Raw genomic sequence first — 17,075 nt, 5'->3', positions numbered from 1 at the left:
GCGCCGCGGGGTTTTGTCTTGGAGAGCTGTCGCTGCTCAGTGCGCCAGGATCGCCAGCAGCAGCAGGGCCACGATGTTCGTGATCTTGATCATCGGATTGACCGCAGGACCCGCCGTGTCCTTGTAGGGATCGCCGACAGTATCGCCGGTCACCGCCGACTTGTGGGCATCAGAACCCTTGCCGCCGAAATGGCCGTCCTCGATGTACTTCTTGGCGTTGTCCCAGGCGCCGCCGCCCGAGGTCATGGAGATCGCGACGAACAGGCCCGTCACGATCACGCCGAGCAGCATGGCGCCGACCGCGGAGAATGCCGCCGACTTGCCGACCGCGCCGCCGCCCGCGATGAAGTAGATCACGAAATAGACGACGATCGGCGACAGCACCGGCAGCAGCGAGGGGATGATCATCTCCTTGATCGCCGCCTTCGTCAGCAGGTCGACCGCCTTGCCGTAATCAGGCTTGTCGGTGCCCTGCATGATGCCCGGCTTCTCGCGGAACTGACGCCGCACCTCCTCGACGATGGCGCTGGCGGCACGTCCTACCGCCGTCATGCCCATCGCGCCGAACAGATACGGCAACAGGCCGCCGAACAGCAGACCCACCACGACATAGGGGTTGTTGAGCGAGAAGTCCGGATTGACGCCGGCGAAGTAGGGATGCTGCGCGGAGCGGGCAACGAAGAACTTGAGATCCTCGTTGTAGGCCGCGAACAGCACGAGAGCACCGAGACCGGCCGAACCGATCGCGTAACCCTTGGTCACCGCCTTGGTGGTGTTGCCGACCGCGTCGAGCGCGTCGGTCGACTTGCGCACCTCCTTGGGCAGTCCCGCCATCTCGGCAATGCCGCCGGCGTTGTCGGTGACGGGGCCGAAGGCGTCGAGGGCGACGATCATGCCGGCCAGGGCCAGCATGGTGGCGGTCGCGATCGCGATGCCGAACAGCCCGGCGAGGCTGTAGGTGACCAGGATGCCGGCGATGATGACGATCGCGGGCAACGCGGTCGCCTCCATGGAGATGGCAAGGCCCTGGATCACGTTGGTGCCGTGGCCGGTCACCGAGGCCTGGGCGATCGACTTCACCGGACGGTAGTCGGTGCCGGTGTAGTACTCGGTGATCCAGATGATCAGCGCGGTGACGACGAGGCCGACCACGCCGCACTCGAACAGCGCCATGCCGGTATAGTTGACGCCCTCGAGCTTGCCGAAGCCGATCAGGTAGTGGATCACCAGCGCGATGCCGATCAGCGACAGCACGCCGGTTGCGATCAGGCCCTTGTAGAGCGCGCCCATGATCGACTGGCTCGGCCCGAGCTTGACGAAGAAGGTGCCGATGATCGAGGTGATGATGCAGATGCCGCCGATCGCGAGCGGCAGCGTCATCATGTCGGCGAGGATCGGCGTCTTGGCGAAGAAGATCGCCGCCAGCACCATGGTGGCGACCGCGGTCACCGCATAGGTCTCGAACAGGTCGGCGGCCATGCCGGCGCAGTCGCCGACATTGTCGCCGACGTTGTCGGCGATGGTCGCCGGATTGCGCGGATCGTCCTCGGGAATGCCGGCCTCGACCTTGCCGACGAGATCGCCGCCGACGTCCGCACCCTTGGTGAAGATGCCGCCGCCGAGACGGGCGAAGATCGAGATCAGCGAGGCGCCGAAGCCGAGCGCCACCAAGGCATCGACCACGACACGGCTGTCAGGCGCGAGCTTCAGCGAATGCACGAGGAAGGCAAAATAAATCGTCACCCCCAGCAGTGCGAGACCCGCGACCAGAAGGCCGGTGATCGCGCCCGCCTTGAAGGCGAGCTCGAGGCCGCCGGCGAGCGATGTCGTCGCGGCCTGGGCGGTGCGCACATTGGCGCGGACCGAGACGTTCATGCCGATGAAGCCGGCCGCTCCCGACAGGATGGCGCCGATGGCAAAACCAATCGCGACATAGAGACCGAGGAAATAGGCAAGCAGCACGAAGATGACGATGCCGACGATACCGATCGTGGTGTACTGGCGCCGCAGATAGGCCTGTGCGCCCTCACGCACCGCCCCTGCGATCTCCTGCATGCGCGGCGACCCCGCATCCGCGCTTAACACCGAAGACGTCGCCCAAATCGCGTAGACGACGGAAAGCACTCCGCAGAGCACTATCAACCATAATGCTGTCATGTGATGTTTGCCTCAGATCCTTGATGTATCCCCGGCGCCTCTTGTTGTCCGTTGTGCGGTGCGGCGCCTTGATTTCGAACAAAGCCGCCCCTTGCCCAAAAGGGGCGGCCTTAGTCGGCCGCGAGCTTGCCAAAATCAAATTGAGGGTGCAACGCCGGATAAGGCCGAAAACGCCGATCTCGGCAGGTATTTAGAACCAAGTGCTGAGAACTAAGATGCCGGTTTGGAGCGATTCCTAGAAGTGGCTGTAGGACAGCCTCGACAAAGCCAGCTCCTGGCCCTGCCCGTCCAGGAAGCGCGGCCTCTCCTTCCCCGCAACGACGGTGCCGATCGCCGTCACGGCAAGGCCGGCCGCCCGCCCCGCGGCCATCAGCGCGTCGGCTTGCGCCGGCGGCACGGTGCACAGCACCTCGTAATCGTCGCCTCCCGCGAGTAGCGTCTCGATGCCAACGATATTGCGGGCAACCAGGCTAGCTGCCGCGGCCGAGAGCGGCACGCTTGCCACGTCGACCGAGCCCGAGACCCCGGACGCCGCGCAGAGCTTGGCCAGATCGCCGGCGAGCCCGTCGGAGACGTCCATCGCCGCGGTCGCATGATCGCGCACGGCCCGCGCCAGCACATTGCGCGGCTGCGGCACGCGATAACGCGAGACCAAGGCGTCCTTTGCAGCGGGACTGCTCGCGAGCGCCGTTGCGGCAGCGCCGCCCGTGAGCACGTCGAGGCCGAGCGCCGCATCGCCGATCGTGCCCGTCACCAGGATGCGATCGCCCGGCCGCGCGCCGGTGCGGCCGACCATCCGCCCCTGCGGGACACGGCCGAAGGCCGTGATCGAGATCATCTGCGGGCCCGGCGTCGAGACCGTGTCGCCTCCGAGCAGCGGGCACGCGAACTCTCTTGCGTCTTCGCCCAGCGCGTCCGCAAACGGCCGCAGCCAGGCATCCTCCTTGCTGCGCAGCGCCAGCGTCAGCACGAAGCCGGCCGGCAGCGCGCCCTTGGCAGCGAGATCGGACAGGTTCACCCGCAACGCCTTGCGCGCGATGGTGTCGGGCGGATCGCTGGCAAGATAGTGCACGCCCTCGACGACAGCGTCGGTGGTGACGACGATGTCGTCGCCGGACGCCGACAGCACCGCAGCGTCATCGACCAGCCCGAACGCACCGGGATCGGTCGCCAGCGGCTTGAAATAGCGCGCGATGAGGGCGTCTTCGGCGGAGGAATTGTGTGGGTTTGCCATCGGCGTCAGCCCCATCGACCGCTGTCATCGCCCGGCTTGCCGCCTCCGCTAAAGCTTCGGCGGGCCGAGCACCCCTGTGGGCCTCGGCGTAGCCTTGGCGGAGCCGGGACCGGGCGATCCAGTATTCCAGAGACGATCGTGTCAAATCGATAGGCCGCGGCGTACTGGATCACCCGCCTTCGCGGGTGATGACAGTGGAGAATGGGGCTGGCGTATTGCTTCAATGCGACGCCCCTCAGCACGACTACCGTCCGAACTCGTCGCCGCGAAACTGGCGGCCGATCTGGTCGAGCACGGCGTTCACCATGCCGGTCTCCTCGCGGTCGACGAACGCGTTGGCGACGTCGACATATTCGGAGACGACGACGCGGCCCGGCACGTCCTTGCGATGCTCCAATTCGTAGGCCCCCGCCCGCAGCACCGCGCGCAGGATCGCCTCGATCCGCTTCAAGGGCCAGCCCTTCGAGAGCGCCTCGTCGATCAGCGGATCCAGCTTCTTCTGGTCGCGCACGACGCCCGAGACGACGTCGCGGAAGAAGGCAGCCTCCGCCGGCAGATACGTGTCGCCCTCGACCTCGTTGCCGAGCCAATGGCTCTCGAACTCGGCGAAGATGTCGTTGATGCCGGCGCCCGCGATATCCATCTGGTACAGCGCCTGCACGGCCGCGAGCCGCGCCGCACCGCGCCGGTTGGCTTTCTTCTCGGCAGGGCCTGCCGGCTTCCTGGTGTTGTCGGCCATGGCTCAGGCCTGCGCCAGGCGGCGTTTGATGCGCAGCATCGCCAGCGCCGCGCGCGCGGCATCGCCGCCTTTGTTGAGCTCGCTGGCGCGCGCCCGCGCCCAGGCCTGCGCCTCGGTGTTGACGGTGAGGATGCCGTTGCCGAGCGGCAGCTTGCGGGCAACCGCGAGGTCCATCAGCGCGCGCGAGGATTCCTGCGAGACGATCTCGAAATGAATGGTGTCGCCACGGATCACGCAGCCAAGCGCGATCACGGCGTCATAGGGCTTGCCGCTCGCCGCCGCGGCATCCACCGCAATGGCCACCGCGGCCGGAATCTCCAGCGCACCAGGAACCGTGATGACGTCGTGGGTCAGGCCGGCCGCCTTCAGCTCGGCCACCGCGCCGTCCAGAAGCGCATCCTGGAGATCGTCATAGAACCGCGCCTCGACAATCAGCGCGCGGGCGCCGGAAATGTCGGTCTGGTCCTTCAGGGGTGCGCGGCGCGCGTCTGCCATCGTTAAGTCCCGTTCTAGAGGTTGGCGCGTTATGTAGTCGCCACAGGCTGGTAAGCCAAGTTCAAAGACACTGTCATTCCGGGGCGCGAAGCGAACCCGGAATCTCGAGATTCTCAGGTGCGCAATTGCGCACCGTAGTTCGGCTCTTCGAGCCGCCCCGGAATGACGGCTTCGCCGTCACTTCATCTCCGTCAGCCGCGCCGCGTAGCGGGCCATCAGATCGACCTCGATATTGACCTCGTCCCCCGCCTTCCAGCCGCCGATCGTGGTGACCGTCAGCGTGTGTGGAATGATCAGCACCGAAAAGGTCGCATCCTTTACCGTATTGACCGTCAGCGAGACGCCGTCGAGCGTGATCGAGCCCTTGGTGGCGATGAACCGTGCCAGCTCCCGCGTGGTCGCAAGCTCGAACCGCGCCATGTCGGGCAGTTCCTCGCGGCTGACGATGGTCGCGATGCCGTCTGCATGGCCGGCGACGATGTGGCCGCCGAGCTCGTCGCCGATCTTGAGCGCACGCTCGAGGTTGAGCCTGGTGCCCAGCTTCCAGTGCTTCGCCGTCGTCAGCGCCAGTGTCTCGGCCCCAGTATCGACCTCATACCAGGTCTTGCCATCTGCGACGCCGGAGGCGACCACAGTCAGGCAGACGCCGTTGCTGGCGATCGAGGCGCCGTCGGCGATCGTGGCTTGATCATAGTGGCAGGCGATGCGGAGCCGGTGCAGCTGGCCCTGCGCCACAGGCGTGAAGCTGACGATCTCGCCGATATCGGTGACAATGCCGGTGAACATTACGCGCGCTCGTAGATGGTGAGAGTATCCTTGCCGAATGTTTCGCTAGCATGAACCCTGTAGGCCTGCGACTGCGTGATTTTCGACAGGGGCAATGCATCGAGCGCATCGACGCCGCCATTGCCCACCGCTTCCGCGCCGCGAAACAGCCAGATCTCGTCGACGAGGTCGGCCGCGACAAACGAGGACGCCACCCGGCTACCGCCCTCGACCATCAGGCGGGTGATGCCCTTCCCGGCCAGCGCTTGCAGCACGGCCGGCAAATCGAGCCCGGAGGCGCCGGCCGCCGGGACGCGGATCACTTGCGCGCCGGCCGCACCAAGCCGCGTCGCGGCTGCGGCTTCCGCAAGCTCAGAACCCATCACCCAGAGCGGCGTCTCGCGCGCGGAGCCTGTCAGCCTGCTCGCGCCGGGAATCCGCAGGCTCTGATCGAGCACGATGCGCACCGGCGAGCGCGCCGCCATGCCCGGCAGGCGGCAGGTGAGAAGCGGATCGTCTGCCAGCACCGTTCCGATGCCGACCAGGATCGCATCGCATTGCGCACGGAGCAGATGCACCCGATTGCGCGCCGCCTCCCCCGTGATCGCGACCGGCTTGCCGCCGGCCGCACCGATCTTGCCGTCGGGCGAGACCGCGAGCTTCAGGATCACATGCGGGCGCTGATCGCGGATACGGCGGAAATGGCCGGCATGGTCGAACGCGGCCTCCGCCCCGCACAGGCCGACGTCCACGTGGACGCCGGCGGCGCGCAGGCGCGCATGACCCTGGCCCGCGACCTCTGGATTGGGATCTTCGACCGCCGCCACCACGCGCTTGATGCCGGCCGCAATCACCGCATCGGCGCAAGGCGGCGACTTGCCGAAATGCGAGCACGGCTCCAGCGTGACGTAGAGCGTGGCACCGCGCGCGGCTTCGCCGGCCCGCAGCAAGGCTTCAGGCTCGGCATGCGGACGCCCGCCTGGCTGGGTCCAGCCGCGGCCGACGATCACGCCATCCCTGACCACGACGGCACCGACGGCCGGGTTGGGCCAGGTGCGTCCCTGCCCGCGCCTGCCCAGCGCCAGCGCCAGCTGCATGAAACGAAGATCGGCGTCCTTGGCCTCGCGGGCCTTCTGCGCGAACTGGTCTTCCAGGATGCGGAAGATCATTTGCGGATCGCGGCGAGCCGCGCTTCCTCCTCGCCGGAGAGCTCGCCGAGCACATCGGCGAAATCCTTGGCCTCGCGGAAATTGCGATAGACCGAGGCGAAGCGCACATAGGCGACGTCGTCGAGCGTGCGCAGATGCTCCATCACGGTCTCGCCGATCACCTCCGAGGAGATCTCGGCCTCGCCCCCGGTCTCGAGCTCGCGCACGATGGTGGAGACCATCTTCTCCACGCGCTCCGGCTCGACCTGCCGCTTGCGCAACGAGATCTGCACCGAGCGCATCAGCTTGTCGCGGTCGAACGGCACGCGGCGGCCGTTGCGCTTGATCACCGTGAGCTCGCGCAGCTGCACGCGCTCGAAGGTGGTGAAGCGGAAATTGCAGGCGACGCATACGCGCCGCCTGCGGATCACGGACGAGTCCTCGGTCGGACGCGAGTCCTTCACCTGCGTATCGAGACTGTTGCAGTTGGGGCAGCGCATCCGTGGGACCCAGCCTTACTGATAGATCGGAAACCGGTCGGTCAGCGCCTTGACCCGTTCCTTGATCGCGGCTTCCACCAGCGGCGCCTTGCCATCGGAAGACTGCGCGACAGCGTTGAGGACCTCGGCGATCATGCCGCCGACCTGCTGGAATTCCGCGACGCCGAAGCCGCGCGTGGTCGCGGCCGGCGTCCCCAGACGGATACCCGAGGTGACGAACGGCGACTCGGGGTCGAAGGGAATGCCGTTCTTGTTGCAGGTGATGGCGGCGCGGACCAGCGCCTTCTCCGAGACGTTGCCCTTGAGGCCCTTCGGCCTGAGATCGACCAGCATCAGATGATTGTCGGTACCGCCGGAGACGATGTCGAGACCATGGCCCTTCAGCGTCTCGGCCAGCGCCTTGGCGTTCTCGACGACGTTCTTGGCGTAGACCTTGAAGTCCGGACGCAGCGCCTCGCCGAAGGCGACCGCCTTCGCCGCGATGACGTGCATCAGGGGACCGCCCTGCAGGCCCGGGAAGATCGCCGAGTTGAGCTTCTTGGTCAGCGTCTCGTCATTCCACAGCATCAGGCCGCCGCGCGGACCGCGCAGCGACTTGTGCGTCGTCGTCGTGGTGACGTGCGCATACGGCACCGGCGAAGCATGCACGCCGCCGGCGACGAGCCCGGCGAAGTGCGCCATGTCCACCAGCAGGTAGGCACCGACGCTGTCCGCGATCTCGCGGAAGCGCTTGAAGTCCCAGGCGCGCGAATAGGCCGAGCCGCCGGCGATGATCAGCTTCGGCTTGACCTGCTCGGCCTGCTTGGCCACCGCATCCATGTCGATGATCTGGTCCTCGCGGCGCACGGTGTAGTGCGCGGCCTTGAACCATTTGCCGCTCATGTTGACGGGCGAGCCGTGGGTGAGATGGCCGCCGGCGGCGAGATCGAGGCCCATGAAGGTGTCGCCGGGCTGCAGCAGCGCCAGAAACACCGCCTGGTTCATCTGGCTGCCGGAATTCGGCTGCACGTTGGCGAAGCCTGCGCCGAACAGCTTCTTGGCGCGATCGATCGCGAGGTTCTCGGCGACGTCGACCCATTCACAACCGCCGTAATAGCGCGCGCCCGGATAACCCTCTGCGTACTTGTTGGTCATCACCGAACCCTGCGCTTCCAGCACGGCCCGGCTGACGATGTTCTCGGAGGCGATCAGCTCGACCTCATGGCGCTGCCGGCCGAGCTCACCCTTGATGGCGGCGGCGATTTCGGGGTCGGCCTGCTCGAGCGAGGCGGTGAAAAACGAATCGGGCGCGGAGGCGGTCTTGGGTGCGGTCATCTTGGGAATATCTCCACCGCCGCAGCCTTTTGGCGGGCTGCGGGCGGGTCTGGTGTGGCGGTCGGAAGCAGGCGCGATCTACCACATCGCCCGCAACAGGCCAAGGGTTTGCGGGTCGGGCCTGATATTTATGCCAGATATGGTGGAGAGTGGAGATTTTCGGCGATCGGGCCGATCGCAGGAGCCCCGTCCGCCTCATCCGGAATGGGGCCGCTTCGGGCCTTAGCTGCTCCTGCCTGGAGCCGCGGGCTGCTGCAGGGATCGCGTCACAGCCCAGTATACCCCGCCTTGACCGGGTCCACGCTGCCGTCGAGCTGGCGCAAGTAAGTGAGGCCGCACACCGTCAACCGGTGGGGGTCCTTCTCGCCGGCTTCCATCAGGGTGGTCAGGTAGTTGGTCACCTTCATGCGTGCCTCCTCGCTGGCCGCGGCGGTGCGGTTGGCGAGCAGGTCATAGGTCTGCATGATGCGGTCGATCGCGGCTTCCATGGCACCCTCTGGTTGATCGATGTTCTGAGATGGTTGATCAGGCAACCGCGCTGGCCCCGGACTGCGCCTGAAATTGGGCGATGGCCTTGTTTGCGAGCCTGATCTTGTTGAATTCGCCGCGCTGAAGCAGCTTGACGATGATCCCAAGCAGGCGTTCGTCGGTGACGAGCGTATCCGGCATCGTGCCGGAGCGCCGAAGGTAGTTCGCGGCGATGGCGTAGGCCTCGCTCACGAGTTCCACGTTCATCGCCTGAAGCCCGCGCTCGACCAGCATCGCCCTGTCTCCGATCCCGAGGGAGATAAGCGCCAGGTGCGGAACTTGTTCCGCACAGCCGCGGATTTTTTCGCAGGTGCAAAAATGGAAACGCACCGGCCCGGGGGCAACTCCGGACCAGTGCGCTTGGGGAAGTCAGGCACGTCCAGGGCAGGCTTGCCGGTCTTGTTGCGGGCCGGCTTGGCCTTGATCCCTTTCGAAAGCTCAGAGACGATAGAGGATCTGGTCGGTCCAGAACCGCTCGAGGCGGTGCAGCGACTTGTTGAGGGTCGAGAATTCCTCGCCCGAGATGCCGCCGACCTGCTCCACCGTCTTGACGTGCTTCTGGTAGAGCGCATCGACGATGCGGCGGACTTCCTGGCCCTGCGGGGTCAGGCGAATGCGCACCGAGCGGCGATCGACGCGCGAGCGCTGATGATCGAGGAAGCCGAGTTCGACGAGCTTCTTCAGATTGTAGGAGACGTTGGAGCCGAGATAGTAACCGCGCGTGCGCAGCTCGCCCGCGGTCAGCTCCTTGTCGCCGATGTTATAGAGCAGGAGCGCCTGCACCGAGTTGATGTCCGCACGGCCGCGGCGATCGAATTCGTCCTTGATCACGTCGAGGAGCCGGCGATGCAGCCGCTCCACCAGAGTCAAAGCTTCCAGATAGAGCGACTGCACCGAACCCTGCTGGCCGGAGACGCGCTCTGCGGTATCTGCCGCAGTTGCGACGGCTTTCATCATGACACTTCCCCTGTTGTCGTTTTTGTCGACACTTATTCGACGAAACTTGTGTCCCGCCTGATAGGTGCAACTTAAGGGGCGCGTTTGAAGATCGGCTTAAATAAGAGAATAAAGAGATCATGAATTTAAGACAGTGAATTGCGGATTAAGCCTGTGCCACAAGCACTTTTCGAAAGCCTCTGTTGACCTTCGCAAGGTCCTGTTCACCCTCCGTCCGCCCCTGTTGTCGCATTCCAGAACAGGCCTGCCCGGTTTCGAAACGGGCGCGTAACGGCTGTGGCGGCGCCGGCTGGTCAACGAAAACTTACCGCAAATTTTAGGCAACCAGCGGTCAACCAAACGCAGCATTCTCGTGTCCCGGACCAGCGCCGCAAAGCGGCGCGCAGAACCGGGATCCAGATGTTTCAAAGCGAGATTGCGGAAAGATGGGCCCCGGCTCTGCGACGCATCACGCCGATCTGGACGATGCTGCGCATCGCCAGGGGCGCGCTGCATTGCGTCCGGGGCACGAAGGAGTGCGCGTTGAAATGACGGCGCTACGGCGGCCGTTCGCGCGCGGCCATCCAGGCCAGCGCGAGATAGGCGGCGAGCATGGCGGCTTCGACGCCGACGACGATCAGGCTGCCGCCGTAGATGCCCGGGAACATCAGCTCGATCACCGCCATCGACACCACGGTGGTCAGCCACACCACCGCGCCCCACGGCGTTGCCAGCCACAGGCCGACCGCGGCGACGAGTTCGATCACGGCGAAGTAGACGGTGGCGGCCTGCCAGGCCATCGACTGGTTCTCGAACGCCTCGTCCTCGCCGCCGACAAAGCCCGTCACCTGCGCCCAGTGATAGAGACCTTTCAGGATCGAGAGCAGCGCCATCACCCGCAGGAACAGCACCAGGCGGCGCGTCCAGACATTGTCGTCGGACTCAGCCCGCTCCGACGAGATCGCCGCGACGGAGATCGCGTGGTCTCTGGTCGCGTCCCTGGCGCTGTCACGGGCCGCATCGCGGGTGGAGATCTCGGACATAGCCCCCCTTCTGGCTGCTTCGCCCCGCAAAATCAATCGGCTGCCCCTCCCTTGCGGCAGGTCAAGCCGCGGTGACGGGAACCGTGCGAGCTGGTATAAGAATAATTCCAGCCGGAGGAAGAGAGTGATGGCGATCAAATACGGACGTCCGATCGAATTGCGCGAGGTCTCGCGCCGCGAGGGCACTGCGGTGCCCCATGCCCTCGATCTGACCGTCCGGCCGCGCCGCAACCGCAAGGCCGAATGGGCCCGGCGCATGGTGCGGGAGAACGTGCTCACCACCGACGATCTGATCTGGCCGCTGTTCCTGATCGACGGCACCAACAAGCGCGAGCAGGTCGCCTCGATGCCGGGCGTCGAGCGCCTCAGCGTCGACCAGGCGGTGCGCGCGGCCGAGCGCGCCATGAAGCTCACCATCCCCTGCCTCGCGCTGTTTCCCTACACCGAGCCGTCCTTGCGCGACGAGGAAGGCTCCGAAGCGACCAACCCGAACAACCTGGTCTGCCAGGCCGTGCGCGCGATCAAGAAGGAGTTTCCGGAGATCGGCATTCTCTGCGACGTCGCGCTCGATCCGTTCACCAGCCACGGCCATGACGGCCTGATTTCCGACGGCAAGATCCTGAACGACGAGACGGTCGCCGTGCTGGTGCGTCAGGCCCTGGTGCAGGCCGAGGCCGGCTGCGACATCATCGCGCCCTCGGATATGATGGACGGCCGCGTCGCCGCGATCCGCGAGGGGTTGGACCGCGCCGGACTGCTCGACGTGCAGATCATGGCCTATGCGGCCAAATACGCCTCGGCCTTCTACGGCCCGTTCCGCGACGCCATCGGCTCGGCCAAGACGCTCACCGGCGACAAGCGCACCTATCAGATGGACAGCGCCAACAGCGACGAGGCGCTGCGCGAGGTCGAGCTCGACATCACCGAGGGCGCCGACATGGTGATGGTGAAGCCCGGCATGCCCTATCTCGACGTGGTCCGCCGCGTGAAGGACACGTTCGCGATGCCGACCTTCGCCTACCAGGTCTCGGGCGAATACGCGATGATCGCGGCCGCCGCGAACAACGGCTGGCTCGACGGCGAGCGCGCGATGATGGAGAGCCTGCTCGCCTTCAAGCGCGCCGGCGCCGACGGCGTGCTGAGCTACTTCGCGCCGAAGGCGGCGGAGAAGCTGCGAAGCCAAGTCTAACTCCGCCGTCGTCCCGGCGAACGCCGGGACCCATACCGCGTGATTCATCGATGATGCGCGGTGTTGGTATCGACGCGGAATTATCTTCGCCCAAACCGCTCCCTGTGGTTATGGATCCCCGCTTTCGCGGGATGACACCACGGGGTGGCGACATTATCGGCGCTCAACCGACAGCCTCCCCGCCCCCGAATCGCCGGAATATTTCGGCTTGTTAATGTCCGCGCCCTTGGCACGGAGATGGCCTATTCCCATGTCCTGCCTCGAGGGTTTTCCCTCTGTTTCCCCCTGGGAGGACGGACGATGTCGTACGACTCGGGCAATTCAGGCGCCTGGCGCAATGACGGCGGGGTGCAGCCGCACGCCTACGATCCCTATCTGCACCCAGAGCTGTTCCGGGGCGTTGCGACGCGGCGGGTATTCGCCTTCCTGATCGACATGGTCGTGATCTCCGTGCCGGTGATCCTCGGCTACATCTTCATCGCCTTGTTCGGCGTGGTCACGCTCGGCATCGGCTGGGCGCTGTTCTGGCTGGCCTGGCCCGCCTCGGTCGTCTGGGCCATCGTCTATTACGGCGCCTGCATCGGCGGGCCTTCGTCGGCGACCATCGGCATGCGGCTGATGGATCTGGAGCTGCGCACCTGGTACGGCGCGCCCGGCTATTTCGTGCTCGGCGCCACCCATGCCGTGCTGTTCTGGGTGACGGTTTCCTTCCTGACGCCTTTCGTGGTGCTGGTCGGCCTGTTCAACGGCCGCCGGCGGCTGCTGCACGATTTCGTGCTGGGAACGGTCGTGATCAACAATTCCGTCCGCGCACCGGTGCCACAGGGCGCCAGAAGCTGGTGATCAAGGACCTATCAACCAGGAACGACTAAAGCTGTCCTATCCTACCCGCCGAGCAGACCGATTGACCAGGGGCTTCCGTAGCGCGATGCTGACATTCACTTCGGAGGCCCACGACGTCCCTTGACCCAGCACTCGCGCGACACACCCCAATTCTACCTTACGGCGCCCTCCCCCTGCCCGTATTTGCCGGGCCGGCATGAGCGCAAGGTGTTCACGCATCTGGTTGGAGACCGGGCCGGCGACCTCAATGACCTCCTGACCCATGGCGGTTTCCGCCGCAGCCAGTCGATCGCCTACCGGCCGGCCTGCGACCAGTGCCGCGCCTGCGTCTCGGTCCGGGTCGTCGCCAACGAGTTCCGGCCCTCGCGCAACTTCCGCAAGGTGATGGCGCGCAACGCCGACATCATCGGCGAGCAGCGCAGCGCGGTGCCGACCTCCGAGCAATATTCCGTGTTCCGGGCCTATCTCGACGCCCGCCACCGCCATGGCGGCATGGCCGACATGACCGTGCTCGACTACGCCATGATGGTCGAGGACAGCCATGTCGAGACCCGCATCATCGAGTACCGCAAGCGCGGTCCCGACAGCGGTGTCACCGGCCGCGGCGAGGAGCTGATCGCCGTCGCGCTCACCGACGTGCTCAGCGACGGCCTGTCGATGGTTTATTCGTTCTTCGAGCCGAGCCAGGTCAGCCGCTCGATGGGCACCTTCATGATCCTCGACCACATCGCCCGCGCCCGCCGGCAGGGGCTGCCTTATGTCTATCTCGGCTATTGGATCGAGGGCTCCAAGAAGATGGACTACAAGGCCCGCTTCCTGCCGCAGCAGCGCCTCGCGCCCTCGGGCTGGCTGCGCATCGACGCGCAGGGCGATGCCGCGTCCGAGCCGCAGGATTGAGGCTCGATCCGGAAGAGCGCGAAGCGTCTTCCGCAAAGCTCACCCGTAGGCAACAACCTCGATCGCGCTCAAGCGCGCGCGATGAAGTTCAGCGCTGCGATCCCCGGCAGGAAGAAGTAGCCGCCGCCGAGCGTCTGCGTGAATTGCCGCAGCGAGACTTCGCCGCCGCTCGGCTGACCGGGAATGGTGAAGGTCTTCGGGCACGGCTGCGATCCCACGATCGGGTCGTCCTGGCTCTCGAGCGATCCAAATCTCCGGTTCTGCAGCCAGCGCTGGTGGATGAACTCGAACTGCCGCTCCAGGTCCGCATTGCAGGCGATGAAGAAAATGCCTTGGTGGCCGGACGTCTCGCGATAGGGCCGCCCACGCCGCAGCAACCGGTGCAGCTTGGATGATTTGATGCTCGATTGCACGTCGGTGCCGAGCGAGTCCCGGGGATGGGAGCGGCGCACATGGGCGCCCTTGGGACACATGAAACCGTTGGCGTCCTCGACGCGATAGCGGAAGGCATCGGCCGCCGAATCCGACACGGGCACGTTCGGATCGCCTTTCCATGACAGCGGCAGCCCGTTCTTCCGGCGCCCCATCAGCTTCTCGCCGGCCGAGACGCCGTTCGCCGCCGCGAAGTCCGCATGCGCGGCCTCAAACGCCTCGAAGGCGGCCACATCCTGCGCGAACTGACGTACGGCAAGATAGCTTCCGTTCAGGGTGAACCGCCCGCTGGCACCGCTCCATCCCTCCACGTTCGGGCAAAAGGTCAGCTCGTCGTATTCGTTGCGATAGCCCAGGATGAATTCGCCCGGCTCCACGACCCGGTCGTCATAGAGATCGCGAGCTCCCTCTCGCGCCTGCTTGAAGCTCTCGCCATCCTGGTCCCTGAGGCCCCGGATCACCGGCTGGGCGAGCCCATCGCGAAACCCGAACGGCTCACGCAGCGTGCCATCCGCGCCGAAGAAGTCGGAATCCTCCCCGACCTCGATAACGGAGAAGGCGCTCGGATCGATCGCGGGCAGCCGCGAAGCTACGCCGCGCATTTTCCATTCTGCCAGCAGGATGTGCACCACCTCGCCGCCGCCGGGGCCTTCGCGATCGGTCCAGGTCCAGTGCCGGTCTTCGTCCCGCAACAGCTTGGCGCGCAATTCGCTGCCCATGCCGCTGCGGAACGGCGTCGGAAACGGATGTTCGCTGGTTTCCCGGCAGCCCAGCTTCGCCAGCCCCGAAAAGGTGAAGCCGGTCGCGACGACGGCATCGAGAGGCGCCCTCTGCTGTTTCTCCTGCTTCGGCTTGCCGACCTGTTCTGCGCTGGCGACCAGGCCGGTGTCGAGCAGCTGCGCCAGCCATGTCTTGGCGAGCCTCTCGTCGCGGATCGTCAGCAGCCTGAAACGGCTGGTGGTGAGCGAGCCGAAGCCGCTCTTCAACATGGCCTGGATGTCATGGCTTTGCTCGGAGAGACGTGGAGCGTGCCTCATGTCTCGATGGCCCTCATGATCAGATCGTCGTTCTTGCCGTTGCGCTCGCCGAACAAAGCGTCGCGCAGCGCCGTGGCGAGATTGATCTGGTCGACTGTCCGGTTGCAGGCGTCGAAATGGTAGAGATGCGGCAGCATGCTGTCGCGCGCATAGGACTTGAACCTCAGCTCGCACTTCACGCCGCGAAACACCACGAAGCGCGTCGGCGGAAAGCTGCGCGGTTGCGCGATGCCGGGCAGTCCGGGCAGCGCCGGGGCACGTGGACGCAGCTCGGTCCAGCGCCAGGCCAGCGTGGTGCCGGCGGCCGCGCCGTTGATGAAGTCGTCGAGATAGCCGCCGAAATTGCCGTCATAGTTCGAGCAGAACAGAAAGCGCCGACCGTTGTCGATGATGTGCCAATGCCCGAAATGGATGCCGGGTGCGTTGCCGAGCCAGCCTTGCGTGAAGAACACGCGTCCGGCAAACGTCACGATGCGCAGCGCCATCCGGATGCACCACGCGCTCCACCATCGCGGACCGCGCAGCTCCGTGAGGCTGAACATATGCTGGGTACCGTCGACCAGATCGGCCTCGCACCGCTCGATCGAGGGATGGATCTGCTGGGCGCGCGGAACGTCGTCCTCGAGCGGATGAAAGAACTGCTCACTCAGCTTTCTGAAGCGGCCGTTGAGCCAGTGAAACAGCGCACCGATGCAAAGCACCGCGGCGATCGCGACGACGGCGATGCCGATGATCTGCAATCCGGTCAGCTTTGGCAGCTTCGGCTCGACGACATGAGCCATATAGTCCGGTGCCACCGCATAGGCCAGCGGCGCGAACGTGTAGGCAAGGGCGCACGCGGCGACGGCCAGCAGCAGCGGCACGCCGATCAGCCAGCCACCAACATAAGTGGCCAGCGAGGAGAGCGTCTGGGTCGGCCGATCGAGCTCCTGCTGGACGCTGTTCAGCCAGCGCCGCCAGGACACGAATTGAGCGGGCAGCGGCACCAGGAACAGCCAGACGAGGAATGCGATCACGGCGAACGCCAGCAGCCCGTGCCAGGTCATCGTCAGCAGGCATTCGCTCGTCCTGGTGACGGCGTCTTCGATGGCCCGCCCCACCGGCCCCGGCTCGCCGAAGAACCAGTTGTAGGCCCGCGGAAGCGCCCAGACGATCCCGAGCACGACGAACCACAGCACGATCGCCGCCACGGGATAAGCGAGCTTCGCACCGATGCTCGCCCCCTTCCCGCGCCAATAGGATCGCGGCGCAGGCTTGACCGCCCACTCGAAACGGGGATTGGCGTAAGCCCACCGCGCCAGCGCCAGCGCGAATGCGGTGCGGTCGTTGCCGTATTTCGGCTTCAGCTTTCGCGCTTCGATGCGCGTCTGATCCAGCAGGTCGCTCTCCATCTTGATCTGCCGGACCGAGCGGTCTCGCGCGCCGACGAAGCCGCCGGCGGCGATGCTGTGCCAGCTCATCAGCTGGTTCAGCAATTGCTCCTTGTCCTTGGCTGTGGGCGCGGCGACTTCGGGAGCGACCATCGCGCTAAACAGCGTCCACATCGCGCCGTCGGGATGGTAGACCAGCCGGTACAGCAGGTCGTAGGGACGCAACCCCTCCTCCACCGCAAGCTCGAGCACGAGCGACGGCTGCTGGTTCGGGGCGCCGCCTAAGGCCGGGAGCAGCCCGATCGAGGCGAAGTGCACCACCGCGACGTCCTCCAGCAGCGCATCCAATGCATCGTGAAGTTGCTTTGGGATTTCCGCTCCGCCGCTCCAGCCTGGCGCAACGATGCAGATCATCTGCTGCCGGACGATCTCGAGCATGGCCCCGTCC

Annotated in this window: 17 protein-coding genes; 3 read left to right on the top strand and 14 right to left on the bottom strand. The window is 65.7% G+C overall.

Going from position 1 to position 17,075, the window contains the following annotated elements; genetic code table 11:
- Positions 1 to 36: 36 nt before the first annotated feature.
- The 12 genes from WI560_RS13450 to WI560_RS13395 all read right to left on the bottom strand — a co-directional run bounded on the left by WI560_RS13450 (position 37) and on the right by WI560_RS13395 (position 10,859).
- Positions 37 to 2,157 (bottom strand): sodium-translocating pyrophosphatase, encoded by a 2,121-nt coding sequence (locus WI560_RS13450; protein WP_375308385.1) that lies wholly within the window; start codon positions 2,155 to 2,157, stop codon positions 37 to 39.
- Positions 2,158 to 2,392: 235 nt separating this feature from the next.
- Positions 2,393 to 3,391 (bottom strand): thiamine-phosphate kinase, encoded by a 999-nt coding sequence (gene thiL, locus WI560_RS13445; RefSeq protein WP_375308384.1) that lies wholly within the window; start codon positions 3,389 to 3,391, stop codon positions 2,393 to 2,395.
- Positions 3,392 to 3,635: 244 nt separating this feature from the next.
- Entirely contained in the window at positions 3,636 to 4,130 is a 495-nt protein-coding gene (nusB, locus tag WI560_RS13440) for a transcription antitermination factor NusB (RefSeq protein ID WP_375308383.1), read from the bottom strand.
- Between the two features lie 3 nt (positions 4,131 to 4,133).
- The gene (gene ribH, locus WI560_RS13435) at positions 4,134 to 4,625 is read right to left on the bottom strand and encodes a 6,7-dimethyl-8-ribityllumazine synthase (RefSeq protein WP_375308382.1); all 492 of its coding nucleotides are present in this window, start codon (positions 4,623 to 4,625) and stop codon (positions 4,134 to 4,136) included.
- A gap of 177 nt (positions 4,626 to 4,802) precedes the next feature.
- Positions 4,803 to 5,411 (bottom strand): riboflavin synthase, encoded by a 609-nt coding sequence (locus WI560_RS13430; RefSeq protein WP_375308381.1) that lies wholly within the window; start codon positions 5,409 to 5,411, stop codon positions 4,803 to 4,805.
- Entirely contained in the window at positions 5,411 to 6,559 is a 1,149-nt protein-coding gene (ribD, locus tag WI560_RS13425; RefSeq protein ID WP_375308380.1) for a bifunctional diaminohydroxyphosphoribosylaminopyrimidine deaminase/5-amino-6-(5-phosphoribosylamino)uracil reductase RibD, read from the bottom strand. Before ribD ends, WI560_RS13430 begins: the two co-directional genes overlap by 1 nt.
- Positions 6,556 to 7,038 carry a transcriptional regulator NrdR gene (gene nrdR / locus WI560_RS13420; protein WP_011087793.1) on the bottom strand — a complete coding sequence of 161 codons (483 nt, stop codon included), beginning with the start codon at positions 7,036 to 7,038 and terminating at the stop codon, positions 6,556 to 6,558. Before nrdR ends, ribD begins: the two co-directional genes overlap by 4 nt.
- Before the next feature lie 15 nt (positions 7,039 to 7,053).
- Complete coding sequence (gene glyA / locus WI560_RS13415; RefSeq protein WP_028135989.1) at positions 7,054 to 8,352, bottom strand: serine hydroxymethyltransferase; 1,299 nt, start codon at positions 8,350 to 8,352, stop codon at positions 7,054 to 7,056.
- A 266-nt stretch (positions 8,353 to 8,618) separates the two neighbouring features.
- A complete protein-coding gene (locus WI560_RS13410; protein WP_135165432.1) occupies positions 8,619 to 8,840 on the bottom strand; it encodes a hypothetical protein in 222 nt (73 codons plus the stop codon).
- A 37-nt stretch (positions 8,841 to 8,877) separates the two neighbouring features.
- Positions 8,878 to 9,114, bottom strand: coding sequence for a hypothetical protein (locus WI560_RS13405; protein WP_375308379.1), 237 nt, complete (start codon positions 9,112 to 9,114; stop codon positions 8,878 to 8,880).
- A gap of 204 nt (positions 9,115 to 9,318) precedes the next feature.
- Entirely contained in the window at positions 9,319 to 9,837 is a 519-nt protein-coding gene (gene ldtR, locus WI560_RS13400) for a transcriptional regulator LdtR (protein ID WP_018320040.1), read from the bottom strand.
- Between the two features lie 536 nt (positions 9,838 to 10,373).
- Entirely contained in the window at positions 10,374 to 10,859 is a 486-nt protein-coding gene (locus WI560_RS13395; protein ID WP_028135986.1) for a DUF6163 family protein, read from the bottom strand.
- 127 nt (positions 10,860 to 10,986) lie between these two features.
- Between WI560_RS13395 and hemB the strand changes: the two genes are divergently transcribed.
- From hemB to WI560_RS13380, 3 genes are all read left to right on the top strand, one after another.
- Entirely contained in the window at positions 10,987 to 12,048 is a 1,062-nt protein-coding gene (hemB, locus tag WI560_RS13390; RefSeq protein ID WP_375308378.1) for a porphobilinogen synthase, read from the top strand.
- Between the two features lie 300 nt (positions 12,049 to 12,348).
- Entirely contained in the window at positions 12,349 to 12,891 is a 543-nt protein-coding gene (locus tag WI560_RS13385) for an RDD family protein (RefSeq protein ID WP_028135984.1), read from the top strand.
- A 120-nt stretch (positions 12,892 to 13,011) separates the two neighbouring features.
- Positions 13,012 to 13,788: an arginyltransferase gene (locus WI560_RS13380; protein ID WP_126258524.1), complete on the top strand. Its 777-nt coding sequence runs from the start codon at positions 13,012 to 13,014 to the stop codon at positions 13,786 to 13,788.
- A 68-nt stretch (positions 13,789 to 13,856) separates the two neighbouring features.
- Here the strand turns inward: WI560_RS13380 and WI560_RS13375 are convergent, their stop codons facing one another.
- Positions 13,857 to 15,257: a Dyp-type peroxidase gene (locus tag WI560_RS13375; RefSeq protein ID WP_375308377.1), complete on the bottom strand. Its 1,401-nt coding sequence runs from the start codon at positions 15,255 to 15,257 to the stop codon at positions 13,857 to 13,859.
- Positions 15,254 to 17,065 carry a hypothetical protein gene (locus WI560_RS13370; protein WP_375308376.1) on the bottom strand — a complete coding sequence of 604 codons (1,812 nt, stop codon included), beginning with the start codon at positions 17,063 to 17,065 and terminating at the stop codon, positions 15,254 to 15,256. Before WI560_RS13370 ends, WI560_RS13375 begins: the two co-directional genes overlap by 4 nt.
- Positions 17,066 to 17,075: the final 10 nt, after the last annotated feature.

It is taken from the genome of Bradyrhizobium sp. A11 (genome assembly GCF_042077125.1).
GTDB classification, from domain to species: Bacteria; Pseudomonadota; Alphaproteobacteria; order Rhizobiales; family Xanthobacteraceae; genus Bradyrhizobium; species Bradyrhizobium japonicum_B.
This window is presented reverse-complemented; position numbering and strand designations above follow the sequence as displayed.